Source organism: Verrucosispora sp. WMMD703 (assembly GCF_049178935.1).
Lineage (GTDB): Bacteria > Actinomycetota > Actinomycetes > Mycobacteriales > Micromonosporaceae > Micromonospora > Micromonospora sediminimaris.
Window position 1 is genome coordinate 5,954,418 of record NZ_JBMHMM010000004.1, and the last position, 17,487, is coordinate 5,971,904.

Below are 17,487 nucleotides of genomic sequence, written 5' to 3' on the forward strand. Positions count from 1 at the left end.
CCCGGCAGGCCAACCGATTACCCGGTCAGCGGGTGACGCGCAGCACCCGGAACCCCTTCTGACTGGCGTGCCGATCCACCTGCCAGCCCTGCTCGACCAGCCAGCGCTGCAACGAGTCGCCGCCGAGGTGGCGGGCCACCACGAGCCAGGCCACCCCGCCCGGGGCGAGCCGGGGCAGCCAACGCCGCAGCAGCTCGTGCAGTTCCTCCTTGCCGACCCGGATCGGCGGGTTGGACCAGATCTGGGCGAAGCGCAGGTCGGCGGGTACCTCCTCGGGAGCCGTCACCCGCACCCGCTCGGACAGGCCGAGCCGGGCGCTGTTCTCAGCCGTCAGATGCCGGGCCCGCTCGTTCACGTCGACCGCCCAGGTCGTCGCCGTCGGCGCGACGGTGGCGAGCACGCAGGTGATCGGACCGAACCCGCAGCCGAGGTCGAGCAGGGCACCGGCGGTCGCGGTGCCGGGCAGTTCGGCCTTGCGTAGCAGCACCGCCGTGCCCGGGTCGAGGCGGCTGGCCGAGAAGACTCCGGACGCCGAGGCCAGGGTGTAGTCGCGGCCGGCGACGGTGAACTGCACCTCGCGCGCCTGGGCGGGCGCGGTCGGCTCGGCGGTGAAGTAGTGGTCCCCGGTCACGCGGGCCATTCTCGCACCGAGTGCGGATCGGGCCGACGGTACGGCGGTCGCACCGGCTCCGACACGTTCATCCAGCGCATTTCCGCAAAATACCTACTAAAGGGATAAACATCCCTACTCTGGACGGCATGGTGTATCGGTACGACTCCGATGAGGACGCATACGTCCCCTACCGGGACGACGAGACCGAGGGCAGTTCGCCCCGGCCCGGCCCGCCGCCTGCGGCCGGGCCGTCCCCGTCGCGCTTCCCCACCCCGTCGCTGGCCCGCCCGAACCAGATCATGCTGCCATCATCGACGCCGCCACGGAGGGCGTTCCCCACCACGCAGCAGGAACCGGCACCACGGTACGACCCGGCGCCGCCCGCGCCCGGCGAACCGACGTCGGTCGGCGTGGCGGCGGCACCGCCGGAGCCGGGCACGGCGACCGTCGCGCCGCCGCCCCGCCGAGGTGGCGGTCGCGCGTGGCAGGTGCTGGTGGGCGGTGCCGCGGCGCTGGTGCTGCTCGCCCTCTGCGGTCTCACCGCCGCCACCCTGATGGACGGTCGAACCCTGATCGGTCAGCAGGCCGGGCCCAGCGCCGCACCGGACACCACCCGTGACACGGTGCCCGCCGAGGCCAGCGACCTCGACTCCCGGGACACCGACCAGGCGCCGCTCACCGCCCGCGAGGTGTTCCCCGCCAGCACTCTCGCCGTTGGCGACGGTGAGAACGGCTACGAGGTGCTCCGTACCCAGTCCAGCGCCAGTTGTGCGGTAGCCGCCACCGGGGAGGTCTCGGACCTGCTGGTACGGCTCGGCTGCAACCAGGTTGTCCGGGCCACCCTCCGCGCACCGGACGGCGACCACCTGGTCACCACAGGGCTGTTCAATCTCACTGACCGGTCCAGCGCCGAACGGGCCCGCGATCGGATCCGCCAGCTGCTCGACGAGCGGCAGGGCCGCTTCCGCGGCATGTCGGCGGGGGATGACACGGAGGTGATCGCCACCGCACCGGCGCGGGTCGGCTGGCAGGTACGCGGTCACTACATCGCCTACGCGGTGGTCGCCCGTACCGACGGTGCCACCATCCGCTCCGGTGACACCGTTGTCCGCGAGATCCTCTTCGACATGCTCGAACAGCACCTCAACCAGGGGGTGCTGGAGCGGCGGGCCGAGGGTGGGACGGCCAGCCAGCCGACCGAGGGCCCCACCGACGACACCGGCAGCCAGGACGAGTCCACCGAGGACTGACCGGCCGGCCACGCCGAGCAGCAGGGCCGGCCGCTCAACCGTCGGCGGAAACCCGTAGCCGTCGGGTCGCCTCGGCCCGGCGCGCGTACTCGGCGGGATCGTCCGGGTAGCCGACCGCCACCAGGGTCAGCCCATGCGCCGGTGCCACGGTCACCTCGCTGGCCCGCTCCCGACGGGCCAGCAGGTCCGCCGGCCACGGCACCGGTCGGCGACCGTCCCCGGCGACCAGCATGGCGCCGACCAGGCTGCGGACCATCGCCTGGCAGAACGCGTCGGCCTGCACGGTGGCGACCAGGATCCCGTCGGCGTCCCGCCGCCAGTCCAGCCTGGTCACCTCCCGCAGTGTGGTGGCGTTTTCCTTGCGCCGGCAGTACGCGGCGAAGTCGTGCTCCCCCACCAGCCCGGCCGCCGCAGCGGTGAGCCGGTCGAGGTCGAGTGCCCGGGGCCAGGCCAGGATCTCGTGCCGGCGCAGCGGGTCGCATCCCCACGGCGCGTCGGTCACCCGGTACTCGTAGCGGCGGAAGGTCGCCGAGAAGCGGGCGTCGAAGGTCGCCGGCACCGCCCGCATCGCCCGCACCCGCACATCGGTCGGGAGCAGCCGGGCCAGCCGGCGCAGCAGCCGCCCCTCGTGCGCCCGCCAGACGTCGACAGGCAGATCCAGGTGGCAGACCTGCCCGCTGGCATGCACCCCCGCGTCGGTGCGGCCGGCGACGGTCAGTCCCGTCGCGACACCGGTGCCGAGCACCAGGTCCAGCGTCTCGACAAGCACTCCGGCGACCGTGCGCCGCTGCGGCTGGGCGGCCCAGCCGGAGAAGGCCGTGCCGTCGTACGCGACGTCCAGCCGCAGCCGGGTGCGCTCGTCCACGTGGTACCTCCTCGACGAGTCAGGCCCGGCACCCCCGTGGTGGGGATGCCGGGCCCGACAACGGCCTCAGGGCCTGTCTCACCGGCCTTGGTCAGGCCTTGCCTTCCTCGGTGGCCAGGTCGCTGTCCTCGCGGGCAGCGGCGGTGTCACCGGAGGCCGACTGCGGCGGCTCGGCGTCCTGGTCAGCCGGCCGCGACGCGGGGGCCTCGTCGGTCGGTGCCAGCGCCTCGACCTTGTCCTGCTGGGCGGCCTTGCGTCCGGCGGTCTTCCGGTTCGCCTTCGGCTCGGCGACCTGAAGCTCCTCGACCAGCTCGATGATCGCCATCGGAGCGGCGTCACCCTTGCGCGGACCGGTCTTCACGATCCGGGTGTAGCCGCCGCTGCGGTTGGCGTACCGCGGCGCGATCTGGTCGAACAGGGCGTAGACCACGTCCTTGTCCTTGACCACGGTCAGCACCCGCCGGCGCGACGCGAGGTCGCCCCGCTTGGCCTTGGTGATCAGCTGCTCGGCGAGCGGACGCAGCCGCCGGGCCTTGGTCTCGGTGGTCTGGATCTTGCCGTGCTGGAACAGCGCGGTGGCCAGGTTGGCCAGCATCAGCCGCTCGTGCGCGGGGCTGCCGCCGAGGCGGGGGCCCTTGGTGGGCGTGGGCATGCTTGGTGCTCCTCAGGTGTGGCGGCAGCGCGGACTAGAGCTGCTCGGTCTCGCGGTAGTCGTCGGTGTCGTAGTCGGCCTCGCCGAAGGCGTCCACGACGTGCGCCGGGTCGAAGTTCGGAGCCGAGTCCTTCAGCCCGAGACCCATCCCGGCGAGCTTCATCTTGACCTCGTCGATCGACTTCTGACCGAAGTTCCTTATATCGAGAAGGTCGGCCTCGGTACGCCCGATGAGCTCACCAACGGAGTTGATGCCCTCGCGCTTGAGGCAGTTGTAGGAGCGGACGGTCAGGTCCAGCTCCTCGATCGGCAGGGCCAGGTCCGCCGCCAGCTGCGCGTCCTGCGGGGACGGGCCGATGTCGATGCCCTCGGCGGTCTCATCCAGCTCACGAGCCAGCCCGAACAGCTCCACAAGCGTCGAACCGGCCGAGGCCAGTGCGGTGCGGGGCCCCATCGACGGCTTGGTCTCGACATCGATGATCAGTCGGTCGAAGTCCGTCCGCTGCTCGACGCGGGTCGCCTCGACGCGGTAGGTCACCTTGAGCACCGGGGAGTAGATCGAGTCGACCGGGATCCGGCCGATCTCCGCGCCCGCCTGCTTGTTCTGCGCCGCCGTGACGTAACCACGACCCCGCTCGACGGTCAGCTCCATGTCGAGCCGGCCCTTGCCGTTGAGGGTGGCCAGCTTCAGGTCCGGGTTGTGCACCGAGACACCGGCCGGAGGCTGGATGTCGCCGGCGGTCACGTCGCCCGGACCCTGCTTACGCAGGTACATGCTGACCGGCTCGTCGTGCTCGGAGCTGACGCAGAGCTCCTTGATGTTCATGACGAGCTCGACCACGTCCTCCTTGACCCCGGGGATCGTGGTGAACTCGTGCAGCACACCGTCGATCTTGATCGAGGTGACGGCCGCACCCGGGATGGACGACAGCAGCGTACGCCGCAGCGAGTTGCCCAGGGTGTAGCCGAAGCCCGGCTCCAGCGGCTCGATGGTGAACCGGGACCGGGTCTCGTTGATCGACTCCTCGGAGAGGGTCGGTCGCTGGCTGATGAGCATGTCTTCTCTTCTCTTCCGGGGCGCCCGCCATATGACGCCCACGACACAAACTGTTCCGGTGGCCCGCCCTGCCGGGCGGGCCACCGCAACGAGCCCTACTTGGAGTAGAGCTCAACGATCAGCTGCTCCTGGACCTGGGTGTCGATCACCTGTCGGGCCGGGAGCGAGTGCACCAGAACCTTCATCTGGCTGGGGATCGCCTCCAGCCACGCCGGAACGGTCTTGGAGCCGGCCTCGGCCTGGGCCACGATGAACGGGGTGAGCTCCTTGCTCTTGCCCCGGACCTCGATGATGTCGTGCTCCTTGACGCGGTACGACGGGATGTCGACCTTCTTGCCGTTCACCGTGAAGTGACCGTGCTTGACCAGCTGACGGGCCATGTCCCGGGACTTGGCGTAGCCGGCCCGGTAGACCACGTTGTCCAGCCGCGACTCGAGGATCTGCAGCAGCACCTCGCCCGTCTTGGCCTTCTTGCTCACGGCTTCCTCGTAGTAGCCGCGGAACTGCTTCTCCAGCACGCCGTAGACACGGCGGGCCTTCTGCTTCTCACGGAGCTGGAGCAGGTACTCCGTCTCCTTCGTGCGGCCGCGGCCGTGCTGCCCGGGCGGGAACGGCCGGGACTCGAACGGGCACTTCGGACCATCGCACTTGCTGCCCTTGAGGAACAGCTTCATCTTCTCCCGCCGGCAACGGCGGCAGTCGGCACCGGTGTAACGAGCCATCTCTCTCTACCTCTCAGACCCGACGACGCTTCGGCGGACGGCACCCGTTGTGCGGCTGCGGGGTGACGTCGGAGATCTGCCCGACCTCAAGGCCCACGGCCTGCAGCGAACGGATGGCGGTCTCCCGGCCGGAGCCGGGGCCCTTGACGAACACGTCGACCTTGCGCATGCCGTGCTCCATGGCCCGACGCGCGGCGGCCTCGGCGGCCAGCTGCGCGGCGAACGGGGTCGACTTGCGGGAGCCCTTGAAGCCCACCTGGCCGGACGAGGCCCAGGAGATGACGGCACCAGTCGGATCGGTGATCGAGACGATGGTGTTGTTGAAGGTGCTCTTGATGTGCGCCTGCCCGTGGGCGACGTTCTTACGTTCCTTGCGCCGGACCTTCTTGACAGCGGCTCCGGCACGAGCCTTCGGTGGCATAAGTCTGTGCGCTCCTGATTAAGGTTCTCGATCGGTTCTGGCTGTTGGCCCCGTTGATCAGGTAGACACCGGTTCCAGTTGGAGCCCGCCCTACCTCGACGGAGAACGACCAGCGTTCCGGTTTAAGAACTATTACTTCTTGCCAGGCTTCTTCTTGCCGGCGACCGTCCGCTTCGGGCCCTTGCGGGTCCGCGCGTTGGTCTTGGTCCGCTGGCCACGTACGGGCAGGCCCCGGCGGTGCCGGATGCCGGCGTAGCAGCCGATCTCAACCTTGCGGCGGATGTCAGCGGCGACCTCGCGGCGCAGGTCGCCTTCAACCTTGTAGTTGGCCTCGATGTGGTTCCGGAGCTGGACCAGCTCCTCGTCCGTGAGGTCCCGAACGCGCTTGTCCGGCGAGATGCCGGTGGCGCTGAGCGTCTCCAGGGCGCGGGTGCGGCCCACGCCGAAGATGTAGGTGAGCGCGATCTCCATCCGCTTCTCGCGGGGAAGGTCGACGCCGACTAGACGTGCCATGTGCGGGCGTACTCCTCGTGGTGTGCTGGCGAAGGTGTGGACCCGTCCCACCCCGCTACCGGCCGTCCCTGTCCTTCCGACGCCGATGGCGCCGGCGACCGGGATCGGTCGCTGCCCGAGCGGGCCCCGGCCTTCGACCGGGGGTCAACCACGATGGAGTACGCGCTGCGCACCGCTCGCGGCTGGGACGAGCATGTGTGATGTGTGGGCTCGTTCAGCCCTGGCGCTGCTTGTGGCGCGGGTCGGTGCAGATGACCATGACCCGGCCGTGCCGGCGGATAACCCGGCACTTGTTGCAGATCCTCTTGACGCTCGGCTTGACCTTCACGGTTGCCTTACTTCCCATCTGGCCCGGCATCACGAGGCGCGACACCGGACGTCGAAGACGGACACGGGACGTTTCCCGGCCGCCGTCAGGCTTACTTGTAGCGGTAGACGATGCGCCCGCGGGTCAGGTCGTACGGCGAGAGTTCGACGACGACCCGATCCTCCGGCAGGATGCGGATGTAGTGCTGCCGCATCTTGCCGCTGATGTGAGCCAGCACCTTGTGGCCGTTGGCGAGCTCCACCCGGAACATAGCGTTCGGCAGGGGCTCGATGACCCGACCTTCGATCTCGATGGCTCCGTCTTTTTTCGGCATGTCCTCCGCTGTCCTGACGTCGGTTGCTCCGGACGGCCCACAACGTCTTACACGGGTGCTTGACCAAGATCAGGCTTCCCGCGCCAGCCGCGGCTCCGCGTCCCACCGAAGCGCTGGTGGGCATGACGGAGTGGACGCTGCGCGCCGATCAGAAAGTGTACGCCCGCCTGCACGCGGTCGCCAAACCGACCTGCCACCTGGGCTCAACCAGGTCCAGTAAACGGGACGTTCAGCCCACATCACCCCGGTCAGGTCCCCGCGTCGGCTCACTCACCGGTGCCCCGGCGGCGCCGTGGGTGCCGCCGTCGCGGGTCGGTCGCCCACCTTCGGTGCGGCCACTCTCGGCCGCTGGTGCGGCTTCGGTGACGCCGTTCGCCTGCTGCACCGCCTGCTCGGCCGCCGCGCCGGATCCAGGGGCGCCAGCGATGCCGGGCTGCTGCTGGCCGACGGCCTTACGCTCACGCTTGAGCGCCCGCTTCTCCGCCTTCCGCTGCCGGCGGCGCTCCCGCTCGGCTGCCCAACGCGCCGGCTCACCACTGGTCAGCCCGGTGACGGTACGCACCAGCACCACCGCACCCCACGGACCCGCGACCCAGCCCGGCCAGAAGTAGAGCACCTCACCGGCCGCCAGCGAGCTGACGGCCCAGACCGCCACCACGATCCCGACCACCTTCAGCCAGGGTTCCCATACCTCGACCAGCCAGCGCGCGGTGGGCCCGCGTCCGGCCTCGGCCGGCAGCGGGCCGCTCGGCTGCCGAGGCGTCGGCAGCACCGCGCCGCCGGGCACCGGCAGGTCACTGACGAGGGCGTCGAGTTCGGCGTAGGTGCGGGCGGCGTAGGCCCGCTGCAACCGCTCGTCGTACTCGTACAGGTCGAGTCGCCCCTCGTCGAGCGCCACCCGGAGTCGTTCGGCGACCGCCTGACGGTCGGCGTCCGCTGCTCGCATAGCGTCCCGCTCGTCCATGCCGGCAAGGATGCCACCGCAGTGCCAGCATGGCCCCTGGCGGCCGCTCCAGCGTGGTCCCGGGCAATGCCGGGCCGCTGTGGCCGCCCGCGTTACCCGGCCGGCGTGGCGCTCGGCTGGCGAGCGGTGACCAGGTCGCCCAGGCGGGCCCGGCCGCCGTCCTGCGCGGTAAGCACCCACACCCCGTCGGGCAGCAGGGCCATGGTGTGCTCGACATGCGCGGCACGCGAGCCGTCGCGGGTGACGACGGTCCAGCCGTCGGCGAGTTCCGCCGTACGCGGGGAACCCATGGTGATCATCGGCTCGATGGCCAGCGCCAGCCCCGGCACCAACCGGGGCCCCTTACCCGGCCGCCCGTGGTTGAGCACGTGCGGGTCCTGATGCATCTCCGTACCGATGCCGTGGCCGCCGTAGCCGTCGACGATGCCGTAGCGCCCCGCCTTACGGATCGCACGTTCCACCGCATGCGAGATGTCGGTCAGCCGGCCCTTGCCCCCGGCGGCACCGCGAGCGGCGGCAGCGATCCCCGCCCACATCGCGTCCTCGGCGACCTCGGCCATCCGCAGCAGCGCCGGATCGACCTCGCCCACGCCGACCGTGATCGCCGCGTCGCCGTGCCACCCGTCGAGCACCGCGCCGCAGTCGATCGAGATCAGGTCACCGTCGGCGAGCACCTGCTTCGGCGACGGGATGGCGTGCACGATCTGCTCGTTGACCGAGGAGCAGATCGACGCCGGGAACCCGTGGTAGCCCTGGAAGGACGGGACCGCGCCCGCGGCACGAATCGTCGTCTCGGCGATCGCATCCAGGTCGGCGGTGCTCACGCCCGGGGCCACCGCCTCCCGCATCCGGCGAAGCGCCTCCGCGACCACGAGGCCGGCGGCCCGCATCTTCTCGATCTGCTCAGGAGTCTTCAGCTGGATGTCCAGCTGGGGACGACGCATGGAGGCGCTACCTTTCGTTGCCGAAACAGCGAGGTACGACCGGCGTACCCCGCTGTTAGCACTCTATCCGGCTGGCAGCCGGGCGACCTCAGCCCCCGTACGAGCGAAGGGCGTCGATGGCGCGGACCGTGACGTCCTCCACCGGGCCGGTGGCGTCGATGCCGACCAGCTTGCCCTGCGCGCCGTAGTAGTCCACCAGCGGCGCGGTCTTCTCGGCGTACTCCCGCAGTCGGGCGGCGATCGTCTCCGGCTTGTCGTCGTCCCGCTGGAACAGCTCCGCGCCGCACCGGTCGCAGATGCTTTCCCGGCTGGTCGGATCGAACTCGACGTGCCAGATCTTGCCGCAGCCCCGGCAGGTACGCCGGCCGGAGAGCCGGCGGATCACCTCGTCGTCGTCGACGACCAGTTCGAGCACGATGTCCAGCGCGGTTCCGAGATCGGCGAGGAGCTTGTCCAGCGCGGCGGCCTGCGGGGTGGTACGCGGGAAACCGTCGAGCAGGAAGCCCTCGGCGGCGTCCGGCTCAGCGAGCCGGTCCCGCACCATGTTGATGGTGACCTCGTCCGGGACCAGCTTGCCGGCGTCCATGTATCGCTTGGCCTCGACGCCGAGCGGGGTGCCCTGGGACACGTTGGCCCGGAAGATGTCGCCGGTCGAGATCTTCGGCACGGACAGGTGCGCGGCGATGAACTCCGCCTGTGTGCCCTTGCCCGCACCCGGCGGGCCAACCAGAACCAGTCTCATCTACCGCAGGAACCCTTCGTAGTTCCGCTGCATCAGTTGGCTCTCGATCTGCTTGCTCGTCTCCAGAGCAACGCCGACCATGATCAGCACTGCGGTACCACCGAACGGGAAGTTGAGGTACTGCTGCCGGTCCAGCCAGATGAAGAAGAAGTTCGGCAGGATCGAGATGATCGCGAGGTACAGCGCACCCGGCAGGGTGATGCGGCTGAGGATGAAGTCCAGGTAGTCGGCGGTCGGCTTACCGGGGCGGATGCCCGGCACGAAGCCGCCGTACTTCTTCATGTTGTCCGCGACCTCGGTCGGGTTGAACGTGATCGAGACGTAGAAGTACGTGAAGAAGATGATCAGCAGGAAGTAGACCGCGATGTAGATCGGGCTGGTCGGGTCGACCAGGTTGTTCTGGATCCACGCCTGGGTCTTGCCCGGGTCGTTCTGGTCGAAGAACTGCAAGGCCAGCTGCGGCAGGTAGAGCAGCGACGAGCCGAAGATGACCGGGATCACACCCGCCTGGTTGACCTTGAGCGGGATGTAGGTCGAGGTGCCGCCGTACATCCGCCGGCCGATCATGCGCTTGGCGTACTGCACCGGGATGCGGCGCTGCGCCTGCTCGATGAAGGTCACTGCGGTGATGACCACCAGCACCAGGGCGATGACGAGCATGAACTTCCACCAGCCCTGGCTCTCCTTGATCCGCCAGCCCTCGCTGGGGAGCCGGGCCGCGATCGAGGTGAAGATCAGGACGGACATGCCGTTGCCGACGCCGCGGTCGGTGATCAGCTCACCGAGCCACATGACCATGCCGGTGCCGGCGGTCATCGTCATCACCAGGATGGACAGGGTCAGCCAGTCCGGGATGCCAGTGCCGGTCGGGATGATCTCCTCGTTGCACTGGTTGTTGAACAGCTGCCCGGAGCGGGCCAGCGCCACGAACGCCGAGGCCTGCAGGACACCCAGCCCCAGCGTCAGATAGCGGGTGTACTGGGTGATCTTCGCCTGGCCGGCCTGGCCCTCCTTGCGGAGCTGCTCGAGCCGGGGAATGACCACCGTCAGCAGCTGCAGGATGATCGACGCGGTGATGTAGGGCATGATGCCCAGCGCAAAGATCGACAGCTGCAGCAGCGCGCCGCCGGAGAAGAGATCGAGCAGGTTCAGTACGCCTGTGGAGCCTTCAAGGGTCTCCAGGCACTTCTGCACGTTGCCGTACGAGACGCCCGGGCTGGGCACCGTGGCGCCGAGCCGGTAGATCGCGATGATGCCGACTGTGAACAGCAGCTTCTTGCGCAGGTCAGGCGTACGGAACGCACTGAGAAAGGCGGACAGCAACTTCTTCCTCCTGCGCGAGGCGGGCCGCCGGTCGTCCCTGGCGGATCGGGGTGGGTTCCGGGCAAGTGCCCGATATCCATGGCTGGGAAGGGACTCTAACAGCCCGATCCCGGTCCGGGCAGATGTGCCCGGCTACATAAACCGAATCCGATGTTACCGGGCGCGAAGGCCCGTTGTAGACCATGGCGCCCGCCAGCTGGGATCAACTGGCGGGCGCCATGGGTAAAACCGCTCTACAGCTCGGTCGTCGAACCGCCGGCAGCCGTGATCTTCTCCTTGGCCGACGCGCTGAACGCGTGCGCCGACACCTGGAGCGCCACTCCGCCGAGGTCCCCGGTACCGAGGATCTTCACCGGCTGCCCCTTGCGGACCGCGCCGGCCTCGACCAGTTCGGTCGGGCCGACCTGGCCACCGTTGGGGAACAGCTCGGCCAGGCGGTCCAGGTTCACGACCTGGAAGACCACCTTGAACTTGTTCTTGAAGCCCTTCAGCTTCGGCAGGCGCATGTGGATGGGCATCTGCCCACCCTCGAACGCCGCCGAGATGTTCTTCCGGGCTTTCGAACCCTTGGTACCGCGACCGGCGGTCTTGCCCTTGGAGCCCTCACCGCGACCCACACGGGTCTTCGCGGTCTTGGCACCCGGCGCTGGACGCAGGTGATGGACCTTGATCGTCATTACTCGACCTCCTCGACCTTCACGAGGTGGTTGACCGTGAAGATCATGCCGCGAATCTCGGGCCGGTCCTCCTTGACCACCACGTCATTGATCCGCTTGAGACCGAGCGAACGCAGCGACTCCCGCTGGTTGCGCTTGGTCCCGATCTCGGAACGGACCTGGGTGACCTTGAGCCGTGCCATCAGGACGCCACCTCCGCCCGCGAGGCCAGCATGGCCGCCGGCGCGACGTCTTCCACCGGCAGGCCCCGGCGCGCGGCAACGGCCTCCGGGGACTCCAGCCCCTTCAGCGCGGCCACGGTGGCGTGCACGATGTTGATCGGGTTCGACGAGCCGAGGCTCTTGGAGAGCACGTCGTGGATGCCCGCGCACTCCAGCACGGCACGGACCGGGCCACCCGCGATGACACCCGTACCGGCGGAGGCCGGCTTGAGCAGCACCACCCCGGCGGCGTCCTCGCCCGTGACCGGGTGCGGGATCGAGGAACCGATCCGCGGCACCTTGAAGAAGTGCTTCTTGGCCTCCTCGACGCCCTTGGCGATCGCCGCGGGCACCTCCTTGGCCTTTCCGTAGCCCACGCCCACGGTGCCGTCGCCGTCGCCCACGATCACCAGGGCGGTGAAGCTGAAGCGACGACCACCCTTCACGACCTTGGCGACGCGGTTGATCGCGACGACCCGCTCGAGGTGCGGGGTCTTCTCGGCGGGCGCGTTTCCGCGGCCGCCCTCACGGCGGTTGTCGCGGCGACCACCCTCGTTGCCACCGGACCCGCCGCCACGGCGCTGTTGACCTGGCATCAGCAGCCTTCCTTCTCTCTCGTGACGGGGATTGTCAGAACTCGAGCCCGGCTTCGCGGGCGGCGTCGGCGAGCGCGGCTACCCGCCCCGCGTACCGGTTGCCGCCGCGGTCGAAGACGACCTTCGAGATGCCAGCGGCCTTGGCCCGCTCGGCCAGCAGGGTGCCGACCTTGCCAGCCAGGGCGCTCTTGTCGCCCTCCGTACCGCGCACCGAGGCGTCCAGGGTCGAGGCCGACGCCAAGGTGTGACCCTTGGTGTCGTCCACGATCTGGGCGACGATGTGCCGCAGCGAACGGGTGACCACCAGGCGGGGACGCGCGGCGGTGCCGCTGACGTTCTTGCGCACTCGGAAGTGCCGCCGCGCCCGCCCGACGGCACGCTTGGCGGCGACGCCGCGGCGGCGCTTGAGCAGCGTGGCGCTCACTTCTTACCTGCCTTTCCGGCCTTGCGTCGGATGACTTCGCCCTGGTACTTCACGCCCTTGCCCTTGTAGGGCTCCGGCGGGCGAATCTTCCGGATGTTGGCGGCGACCTCACCGACGAGTTGCTTGTCGATGCCGGCCACGTGGAACAGCGTCGGGCGCTCCACCGTGAAGGTGATGCCCTCGGGCGCCTGCACCTGCACCGGGTGCGAGAACCCGAGCGCGAACTCCAGGTCCTTGCCCTTGGCGGTGACCCGGTAACCCGTGCCGGCGATCTCCAGGCTCTTACGGTAGCCCTCGGTGACCCCGACGATCATGTTGGCGACCAGGGTACGGCTCAGGCCGTGCAGTTCCTTGGCCTTGCGCTCGTCGTTCGGGCGGTTGACGCTCAGTTGCCCGTCCTCGGCCCGCTCGATGGTGATCGGCTCGGCCAGGGTGTGCGACAGCTCGCCCTTGGGGCCCTTGACCTTGACGGTCCGGCCGTCGATCGTCACGTCGACTCCGGATGGCACCGGGATCGACTTACGTCCAATACGCGACATTTCTACCTGTCTCCCGTTACCAGACGAAGGCGAGGACTTCCCCGCCAACGCTCCGCTTGCGGGCCTGCCGGTCGGTGAGCAGTCCCTGGGACGTCGAAATGATCGCCACGCCCAGCCCACCGAGCACCCGGGGGAGCCCGTCCGACTTGGCGTACACCCGCAGACCGGGCTTGGAGACGCGCTTGATACCGGCCAGGCTCCGCTCCCGGTTCTGGCCGTACTTCAGCTCGACGACCAGTCGCTTGCCGACGGCACCCTCCTCGGGCTCCTCGACTGCCCAGGTGGCGATGTAGCCCTCGGACTTGAGGACCTCGGCGATGTTCGCCTTGATCTTCGAGTACGGCATCGTCACCCGGTCGTGGTACGCCTGGTTGGCGTTACGCAGACGCGTGAGCATGTCTGCGATCGGGTCGGTCATCGTCATGAAAACTCGTCAACCTTTCTCGCCGGGGTTCCCGCGACACGTCGCAGGCCTACGGCGAAGAGACAGTCCAGCTGACGCGCCGGAGCGCGCCGGGCTATTACCAGGAAGCCTTGGACACGCCGGGCAGCTCACCGCGGTGGGCCATCTCCCGGATACACACCCGGCAGAGCCCGAACTTGCGGTAGACCGCCTTGGGACGCCCGCACCGCTGGCAGCGGGTGTACGCGCGAACCGAGAACTTCGGCTTCGCGGCCGCCTTGAGGATCAGCGCCTTCTTGGCCATCTCAGTTCTCCTTGAACGGGAAGCCCAGGAGCTTCAGCAGCGCCCGGCCCTCGTCGTCGGTCGTGGCGGTCGTAACCACCGTGATGTCCATGCCCCGCTGGCGATCGATCTTGTCCTGGTCGATCTCGTGGAACACCGACTGCTCGGTCAGACCGAACGTGTAGTTGCCGTGCCCGTCGAGCTTGCGCCCGTCGAGGCCGCGGAAGTCACGGATACGCGGCAGCGCGATGGACAGCAGCCGGTCCAGGAACTCCCACATCCGGTCGCCGCGCAGGGTCACCTTCGCGCCGATCGGCATGCCTTCCCGCAGCTTGAACTGCGCGATGGACTTCGTCGCCCGCCGGACCTGCGGCTTCTGACCGGTGATGGTGGCCAGGTCGCGGACCGCACCGTCGATGAGCTTGGCGTCCCGGGCAGCCTCGCCCACACCCATGTTCACGACGATCTTGACCAGCCGCGGCACCTGCATCGGGTTGCCGTACTCGTACTGCTCGCGCAGCTGGGCGATGATCTCGTTGCGGTACCGCTCCTTGAGGCGCGGCATCGTCTTGGTTTCGGTAGCCGTGGTCATCACAGGTCCTTACCGGTGCTACGCGCGATGCGAACCTTCTGGCCGTTCTCGTCGATCCGGTAACCGACGCGGGTCGGCTTGCCGTCGGAGTCCACGACCATCACGTTCGAAACGTGGATCGGGGCCTCCTGGGTGACGATGCCACCGGTCTTGGCGCCACGCTGGGTGGTGCTGATGCGAGTGTGCTTCTTGATCCGGTTCACGCCCTCGACCAGGACCTTGTCCTGCCGCGGGTAGGCCGCGATGACCTTACCCTTGGCACCCTTGTCCTTGCCGGCGATGACGACGACCGTGTCGCCCTTCTTGACCTTCACGGTCACAACACCTCCGGCGCGAGAGAGATGATCTTCATGAACCGCTTGTCCCGCAGCTCACGGCCGACCGGGCCGAAGATACGGGTACCGCGCGGGTCCCCGCCGTCCTTGATGATGACGGCGGCGTTCTCGTCGAAGCGGATGTACGAACCGTCCGGCCGCCGCTTCTCCTTGGCGGTGCGGACGACGACGGCCTTGACCACGTCGCCCTTCTTCACACCGGCACCCGGGATCGCGTCCTTGACGGTGGCCACGATGACGTCGCCGATGCTCGCGTAGCGCCGACCGGAGCCACCGAGAACCCGGATGCACAGGATCTCCCGGGCACCCGTGTTGTCGGCGACGCGCAGTCGCGACTCCTGCTGAATCACGTCTATCTCCTATGTCTGCCGGTTCTCCGGCCGCCGGGGCGGCCGGAGCCTGGCGGAACCTGCGCCCGACCGTCTGGGCCGAGCTCGAGCCTTCGCTACTTGGCCTTCTCGAGGATCTCCACGAGCCGCCACCGCTTGGTGGCGGAGAGCGGCCGGGTCTCCATGATCAGGACACGGTCGCCGATGCCGGCCGAGTTCTGCTCGTCGTGGACCTTGAGCTTGCTGGTCCGGCGCATGATCTTGCCGTACAGCGCGTGCTTGACCCGGTCCTCGACCTCGACCACGACGGTCTTTTCCATCTTGTCGCTGACCACGAGGCCCTCGCGGACCTTACGGCGGCCCCGCGGCTTGGTGGGGGTCGTGTTCTCGCTCATCCTGCAGTCACCTCAGTCGGCGCGGCCGAGAGCCCCAGCTCACGCTCACGCATGATCGTGTAGATCCGGGCAATCTCCCGACGGATGACCTGCAGCCGCCGGTTGTTGTCCAGCTGCCCGGTTGCGGCCTGCACGCGGAGGTTGAACAGCTCCGCCTTGGCCTCGCGCAGCTTCGTGACCAGCTCCTCCTCGGAGAGCTCACGCAGCTCGGAGGCCTTAACGCCCGCTGCCATCAGGATTCACCCACTTCGCGCGTAACAATGCGGCACTTCATCGGGAGCTTGTGGATCGCGCGACGCATCGCCTCTCGCGCGATCTGCTCGTTCGGGAAGGACATCTCGAAGAGAACCCGCCCGGGCTTGACGTTCGCGACCCACCACTCGGGCGAGCCCTTACCGGAACCCATCCGGGTTTCCGCCGGCTTCTTGGTGAGGGCCTGGTCCGGGAAGATGGTGATCCAGACCTTGCCGCCACGCTTGATGTGGCGGGTCATCGCGATACGCGCCGACTCGATCTGCCGGTTGGTCACGTACGCCGGTTCCAGAGCCTGGATCCCGAACTCGCCGAACACCACCCGGTTGCCGCCCTTGGACGCGCCGCTGCGGTCCGGGTGGTGCGGCTTGCGGAAGCCCTTCGGGGGCTTGCGCGGCATCAGCATCTGTCAGCCCTCCTGCTGCGTTTCTGCCGGAGCCGAAGCCGCAGCCGCGACAGCAGCGCTGTCGACCGGCTCGCCACTCGGCGTCTCGGCCTGCTGCGCGACGGTCGTCGCGGCAGCCCGGCCGGCCTCGGTGCCACCGGAGGTCGTGCCGGACGAACCCGACCGACCACGGCGCGGCCGCTCGGGCCGGTCACCGCGCTCCCGGCGCGGGCGCGACGGTGCCTCGGCCGGAGTCTCCCGACCCGGCACCGCGTCGCCCTTGTAGATCCAGACCTTCACGCCGATGCGGCCGAAGGTGGTACGGGCCTCGAAGAAGCCGTACTCGATGTTGGCCCGCAGCGTGTGCAGCGGAACCCGACCCTCGCGGTAGAACTCCGTGCGGCTCATCTCGGCGCCGCCGAGGCGACCCGAGACCTGCACCCGGATGCCCTTGCACATCGGGTTCTTCATCGCCGACTGCATCGCCTTGCGCATCGCGCGACGGAAGCTGACCCGGCTGGAGAGCTGCTCGGCCACGCCCTGGGCGACCAGCTGCGCGTCCGACTCGGGGTTCTTCACCTCGATGATGTTCAGCTGCACCTGCTTGCCGGTGAGCTTCTCCAACTCGCCGCGGATCCGGTCGGCCTCGGCACCCTTACGGCCGATGACGATGCCCGGCCGGGCGGTGTGAATGTCGACGCGGACCCGGTCGCGGGTGCGCTCGATGTCGACCTTGGAGATGCCGGCGCGCTCCAGCCCCTTGGACATCATCCGGCGGATCTTGACATCCTCGCCGATGTAGTCCTTGTAGAGCTTGTCCGCGAACCAGCGGGACTTCCAGTCGGTCGAGATGCCGAGCCGGAACCCGTGCGGGTGAACCTTCTGACCCATTACTCGGCGCCCTCCGTGTTGCTCTGCGTCTCGGCCGGCGCGGTCTGCTTCGCCGGAGCCGCCTTGTTCGCCGACTTCCTCGGCGCGGCCGGCGCGACCGCCTCGACCGCCACGGTGATGTGGCAGGTGCGCTTACGGATCCGGTACGCCCGGCCCTGCGCCCGTGGCTGGAACCGCTTCATCGTCGGGCCCTCGTCCACGAACGCCTCGCTGACGAGCAGCGCGTCGGGGTCCAGCCGCTCGTTGTTTTCCGCGTTGGCGATCGCGCTCGCGAGCACCTTGTACACCTGCTCGCTCGCAGCCTGCGGCGCGAACTGCAGCACCGTGAGCGCCTCCTTCGCGGGCAGGCCGCGGACGAGGTTGACCACCCGGCGCGCCTTCATCGGCGAGATGCGCACGTGCCGCGCAACCGCCCGCGCGCCCGGAAGCACCGGAGCGTCGCCCTTTCCTGGCATCGCTGTAACCCCTTGATCCTCTAT

Annotated in this window: 28 protein-coding genes and 1 pseudogene; 1 reads left to right on the forward strand and 28 read right to left on the reverse strand. The window is 68.9% G+C overall.

What is annotated here, in order from left to right; genetic code table 11:
* Positions 1-25 precede the first annotated feature (25 nt).
* The gene (locus ACN26Z_RS27555) at positions 26-631 is read right to left on the reverse strand and encodes a class I SAM-dependent methyltransferase (RefSeq protein ID WP_282236840.1); all 606 of its coding nucleotides are present in this window, start codon (positions 629-631) and stop codon (positions 26-28) included.
* 128 nt (positions 632-759) lie between these two features.
* Here ACN26Z_RS27555 and ACN26Z_RS27560 point away from each other — a divergent pair, with 128 nt between their 5' ends.
* Positions 760-1,863, forward strand: a complete 1,104-nt coding sequence (locus ACN26Z_RS27560) for a hypothetical protein (RefSeq protein ID WP_093403638.1) — start codon at positions 760-762, stop codon at positions 1,861-1,863.
* 34 nt (positions 1,864-1,897) lie between these two features.
* On the opposite strand, the gene truA is transcribed toward ACN26Z_RS27560, so the two are convergent.
* From truA to rplV, 27 genes and pseudogenes are all read right to left on the reverse strand, one after another.
* Positions 1,898-2,728, reverse strand: coding sequence for a tRNA pseudouridine(38-40) synthase TruA (gene truA / locus ACN26Z_RS27565; protein WP_421464042.1), 831 nt, complete (start codon positions 2,726-2,728; stop codon positions 1,898-1,900).
* 91 nt (positions 2,729-2,819) lie between these two features.
* Positions 2,820-3,380: a 50S ribosomal protein L17 gene (gene rplQ, locus ACN26Z_RS27570; protein WP_282236837.1), complete on the reverse strand. Its 561-nt coding sequence runs from the start codon at positions 3,378-3,380 to the stop codon at positions 2,820-2,822.
* 34 nt (positions 3,381-3,414) lie between these two features.
* Positions 3,415-4,437 (reverse strand): DNA-directed RNA polymerase subunit alpha, encoded by a 1,023-nt coding sequence (locus tag ACN26Z_RS27575; RefSeq protein WP_013735931.1) that lies wholly within the window; start codon positions 4,435-4,437, stop codon positions 3,415-3,417.
* Between the two features lie 95 nt (positions 4,438-4,532).
* Positions 4,533-5,159, reverse strand: a complete 627-nt coding sequence (rpsD, locus tag ACN26Z_RS27580; protein WP_093403633.1) for a 30S ribosomal protein S4 — start codon at positions 5,157-5,159, stop codon at positions 4,533-4,535.
* A 13-nt stretch (positions 5,160-5,172) separates the two neighbouring features.
* The gene (gene rpsK, locus ACN26Z_RS27585; protein ID WP_013288613.1) at positions 5,173-5,580 is read right to left on the reverse strand and encodes a 30S ribosomal protein S11; all 408 of its coding nucleotides are present in this window, start codon (positions 5,578-5,580) and stop codon (positions 5,173-5,175) included.
* A 132-nt stretch (positions 5,581-5,712) separates the two neighbouring features.
* Positions 5,713-6,093, reverse strand: coding sequence for a 30S ribosomal protein S13 (gene rpsM, locus ACN26Z_RS27590; protein ID WP_093403631.1), 381 nt, complete (start codon positions 6,091-6,093; stop codon positions 5,713-5,715).
* Between the two features lie 214 nt (positions 6,094-6,307).
* Positions 6,308-6,421 carry a 50S ribosomal protein L36 gene (gene rpmJ / locus ACN26Z_RS27595; protein ID WP_012184307.1) on the reverse strand — a complete coding sequence of 38 codons (114 nt, stop codon included), beginning with the start codon at positions 6,419-6,421 and terminating at the stop codon, positions 6,308-6,310.
* A 91-nt stretch (positions 6,422-6,512) separates the two neighbouring features.
* On the reverse strand, positions 6,513-6,734 hold the full coding sequence (infA, locus tag ACN26Z_RS27600) for a translation initiation factor IF-1 (protein ID WP_007073013.1): 222 nt from the start codon (positions 6,732-6,734) through the stop codon (positions 6,513-6,515).
* 474 nt (positions 6,735-7,208) lie between these two features.
* A pseudogene (locus ACN26Z_RS27605) lies at positions 7,209-7,698 on the reverse strand (DUF1707 SHOCT-like domain-containing protein); the annotation flags it as partial.
* 92 nt (positions 7,699-7,790) lie between these two features.
* Positions 7,791-8,642: a type I methionyl aminopeptidase gene (map, locus tag ACN26Z_RS27610; RefSeq protein WP_093403628.1), complete on the reverse strand. Its 852-nt coding sequence runs from the start codon at positions 8,640-8,642 to the stop codon at positions 7,791-7,793.
* Between the two features lie 88 nt (positions 8,643-8,730).
* A complete protein-coding gene (locus ACN26Z_RS27615; protein WP_093403627.1) occupies positions 8,731-9,384 on the reverse strand; it encodes an adenylate kinase in 654 nt (217 codons plus the stop codon).
* Positions 9,385-10,707, reverse strand: a complete 1,323-nt coding sequence (gene secY / locus ACN26Z_RS27620) for a preprotein translocase subunit SecY (protein ID WP_093403626.1) — start codon at positions 10,705-10,707, stop codon at positions 9,385-9,387.
* A gap of 233 nt (positions 10,708-10,940) precedes the next feature.
* The gene (gene rplO, locus ACN26Z_RS27625) at positions 10,941-11,384 is read right to left on the reverse strand and encodes a 50S ribosomal protein L15 (protein ID WP_093403624.1); all 444 of its coding nucleotides are present in this window, start codon (positions 11,382-11,384) and stop codon (positions 10,941-10,943) included.
* The gene (rpmD, locus tag ACN26Z_RS27630; RefSeq protein WP_018784560.1) at positions 11,384-11,566 is read right to left on the reverse strand and encodes a 50S ribosomal protein L30; all 183 of its coding nucleotides are present in this window, start codon (positions 11,564-11,566) and stop codon (positions 11,384-11,386) included. The genes rplO and rpmD overlap by 1 nt, the downstream gene beginning before the upstream one ends.
* Positions 11,566-12,180, reverse strand: a complete 615-nt coding sequence (rpsE, locus tag ACN26Z_RS27635; RefSeq protein WP_093403623.1) for a 30S ribosomal protein S5 — start codon at positions 12,178-12,180, stop codon at positions 11,566-11,568. Before rpsE ends, rpmD begins: the two co-directional genes overlap by 1 nt.
* A gap of 34 nt (positions 12,181-12,214) precedes the next feature.
* Positions 12,215-12,604, reverse strand: coding sequence for a 50S ribosomal protein L18 (gene rplR, locus ACN26Z_RS27640; RefSeq protein WP_093403621.1), 390 nt, complete (start codon positions 12,602-12,604; stop codon positions 12,215-12,217).
* Entirely contained in the window at positions 12,601-13,143 is a 543-nt protein-coding gene (rplF, locus tag ACN26Z_RS27645) for a 50S ribosomal protein L6 (protein ID WP_093403620.1), read from the reverse strand. The genes rplR and rplF overlap by 4 nt, the downstream gene beginning before the upstream one ends.
* Positions 13,144-13,159: 16 nt before the next feature.
* Positions 13,160-13,567 (reverse strand): 30S ribosomal protein S8, encoded by a 408-nt coding sequence (rpsH, locus tag ACN26Z_RS27650; protein WP_093403619.1) that lies wholly within the window; start codon positions 13,565-13,567, stop codon positions 13,160-13,162.
* Positions 13,568-13,664: 97 nt separating this feature from the next.
* A complete protein-coding gene (locus ACN26Z_RS27655) occupies positions 13,665-13,850 on the reverse strand; it encodes a type Z 30S ribosomal protein S14 (RefSeq protein WP_007073023.1) in 186 nt (61 codons plus the stop codon).
* A gap of 1 nt (position 13,851) precedes the next feature.
* Complete coding sequence (gene rplE / locus ACN26Z_RS27660) at positions 13,852-14,421, reverse strand: 50S ribosomal protein L5 (protein WP_093403618.1); 570 nt, start codon at positions 14,419-14,421, stop codon at positions 13,852-13,854.
* The gene (gene rplX, locus ACN26Z_RS27665) at positions 14,421-14,741 is read right to left on the reverse strand and encodes a 50S ribosomal protein L24 (RefSeq protein ID WP_170863408.1); all 321 of its coding nucleotides are present in this window, start codon (positions 14,739-14,741) and stop codon (positions 14,421-14,423) included. Before rplX ends, rplE begins: the two co-directional genes overlap by 1 nt.
* Positions 14,738-15,106, reverse strand: a complete 369-nt coding sequence (rplN, locus tag ACN26Z_RS27670) for a 50S ribosomal protein L14 (RefSeq protein WP_007073026.1) — start codon at positions 15,104-15,106, stop codon at positions 14,738-14,740. The genes rplX and rplN overlap by 4 nt, the downstream gene beginning before the upstream one ends.
* A gap of 95 nt (positions 15,107-15,201) precedes the next feature.
* Positions 15,202-15,480, reverse strand: a complete 279-nt coding sequence (rpsQ, locus tag ACN26Z_RS27675; protein ID WP_093403616.1) for a 30S ribosomal protein S17 — start codon at positions 15,478-15,480, stop codon at positions 15,202-15,204.
* Entirely contained in the window at positions 15,477-15,713 is a 237-nt protein-coding gene (gene rpmC / locus ACN26Z_RS27680; protein WP_076466662.1) for a 50S ribosomal protein L29, read from the reverse strand. The genes rpsQ and rpmC overlap by 4 nt, the downstream gene beginning before the upstream one ends.
* Complete coding sequence (gene rplP, locus ACN26Z_RS27685; RefSeq protein ID WP_007465292.1) at positions 15,713-16,138, reverse strand: 50S ribosomal protein L16; 426 nt, start codon at positions 16,136-16,138, stop codon at positions 15,713-15,715. Before rplP ends, rpmC begins: the two co-directional genes overlap by 1 nt.
* A 3-nt stretch (positions 16,139-16,141) precedes the next feature.
* The gene (rpsC, locus tag ACN26Z_RS27690; RefSeq protein ID WP_093403615.1) at positions 16,142-17,008 is read right to left on the reverse strand and encodes a 30S ribosomal protein S3; all 867 of its coding nucleotides are present in this window, start codon (positions 17,006-17,008) and stop codon (positions 16,142-16,144) included.
* Positions 17,008-17,463, reverse strand: coding sequence for a 50S ribosomal protein L22 (rplV, locus tag ACN26Z_RS27695; RefSeq protein WP_093403614.1), 456 nt, complete (start codon positions 17,461-17,463; stop codon positions 17,008-17,010). Before rplV ends, rpsC begins: the two co-directional genes overlap by 1 nt.
* Between the last annotated feature and the right edge of the window lie 24 nt (positions 17,464-17,487).

Excerpts from the sequence above, each read along its gene's own strand:
- ACN26Z_RS27560 (WP_093403638.1), top strand. The coding sequence starts at position 760 with ATGGTGTATCGGTACGACTCCGATGAGGACGCATACGTCCCCTACCGG.
- rplQ (WP_282236837.1), bottom strand. The coding sequence starts at position 3,380 with ATGCCCACGCCCACCAAGGGCCCCCGCCTCGGCGGCAGCCCCGCGCAC.
- ACN26Z_RS27575 (WP_013735931.1), bottom strand. The coding sequence starts at position 4,437 with ATGCTCATCAGCCAGCGACCGACCCTCTCCGAGGAGTCGATCAACGAG.
- rpsD (WP_093403633.1), bottom strand. The coding sequence starts at position 5,159 with ATGGCTCGTTACACCGGTGCCGACTGCCGCCGTTGCCGGCGGGAGAAG.
- rpsK (WP_013288613.1), bottom strand. The coding sequence starts at position 5,580 with ATGCCACCGAAGGCTCGTGCCGGAGCCGCTGTCAAGAAGGTCCGGCGC.
- rpsM (WP_093403631.1), bottom strand. The coding sequence starts at position 6,093 with ATGGCACGTCTAGTCGGCGTCGACCTTCCCCGCGAGAAGCGGATGGAG.
- infA (WP_007073013.1), bottom strand. The coding sequence starts at position 6,734 with ATGCCGAAAAAAGACGGAGCCATCGAGATCGAAGGTCGGGTCATCGAG.
- map (WP_093403628.1), bottom strand. The coding sequence starts at position 8,642 with ATGCGTCGTCCCCAGCTGGACATCCAGCTGAAGACTCCTGAGCAGATC.
- ACN26Z_RS27615 (WP_093403627.1), bottom strand. The coding sequence starts at position 9,384 with ATGAGACTGGTTCTGGTTGGCCCGCCGGGTGCGGGCAAGGGCACACAG.
- rplO (WP_093403624.1), bottom strand. The coding sequence starts at position 11,384 with ATGACGATCAAGGTCCATCACCTGCGTCCAGCGCCGGGTGCCAAGACC.
- rpmD (WP_018784560.1), bottom strand. The coding sequence starts at position 11,566 with ATGGCACGGCTCAAGGTCACCCAGGTCCGTTCCGAGATCGGGACCAAG.
- rpsE (WP_093403623.1), bottom strand. The coding sequence starts at position 12,180 with ATGCCAGGTCAACAGCGCCGTGGCGGCGGGTCCGGTGGCAACGAGGGT.
- rplF (WP_093403620.1), bottom strand. The coding sequence starts at position 13,143 with ATGTCGCGTATTGGACGTAAGTCGATCCCGGTGCCATCCGGAGTCGAC.
- rpsH (WP_093403619.1), bottom strand. The coding sequence starts at position 13,567 with ATGACGATGACCGACCCGATCGCAGACATGCTCACGCGTCTGCGTAAC.
- ACN26Z_RS27655 (WP_007073023.1), bottom strand. The coding sequence starts at position 13,850 with ATGGCCAAGAAGGCGCTGATCCTCAAGGCGGCCGCGAAGCCGAAGTTC.
- rplE (WP_093403618.1), bottom strand. The coding sequence starts at position 14,421 with ATGACCACGGCTACCGAAACCAAGACGATGCCGCGCCTCAAGGAGCGG.
- rpsQ (WP_093403616.1), bottom strand. The coding sequence starts at position 15,480 with ATGAGCGAGAACACGACCCCCACCAAGCCGCGGGGCCGCCGTAAGGTC.
- rpmC (WP_076466662.1), bottom strand. The coding sequence starts at position 15,713 with ATGGCAGCGGGCGTTAAGGCCTCCGAGCTGCGTGAGCTCTCCGAGGAG.
- rplP (WP_007465292.1), bottom strand. The coding sequence starts at position 16,138 with ATGCTGATGCCGCGCAAGCCCCCGAAGGGCTTCCGCAAGCCGCACCAC.
- rpsC (WP_093403615.1), bottom strand. The coding sequence starts at position 17,008 with ATGGGTCAGAAGGTTCACCCGCACGGGTTCCGGCTCGGCATCTCGACC.
- rplV (WP_093403614.1), bottom strand. The coding sequence starts at position 17,463 with ATGCCAGGAAAGGGCGACGCTCCGGTGCTTCCGGGCGCGCGGGCGGTT.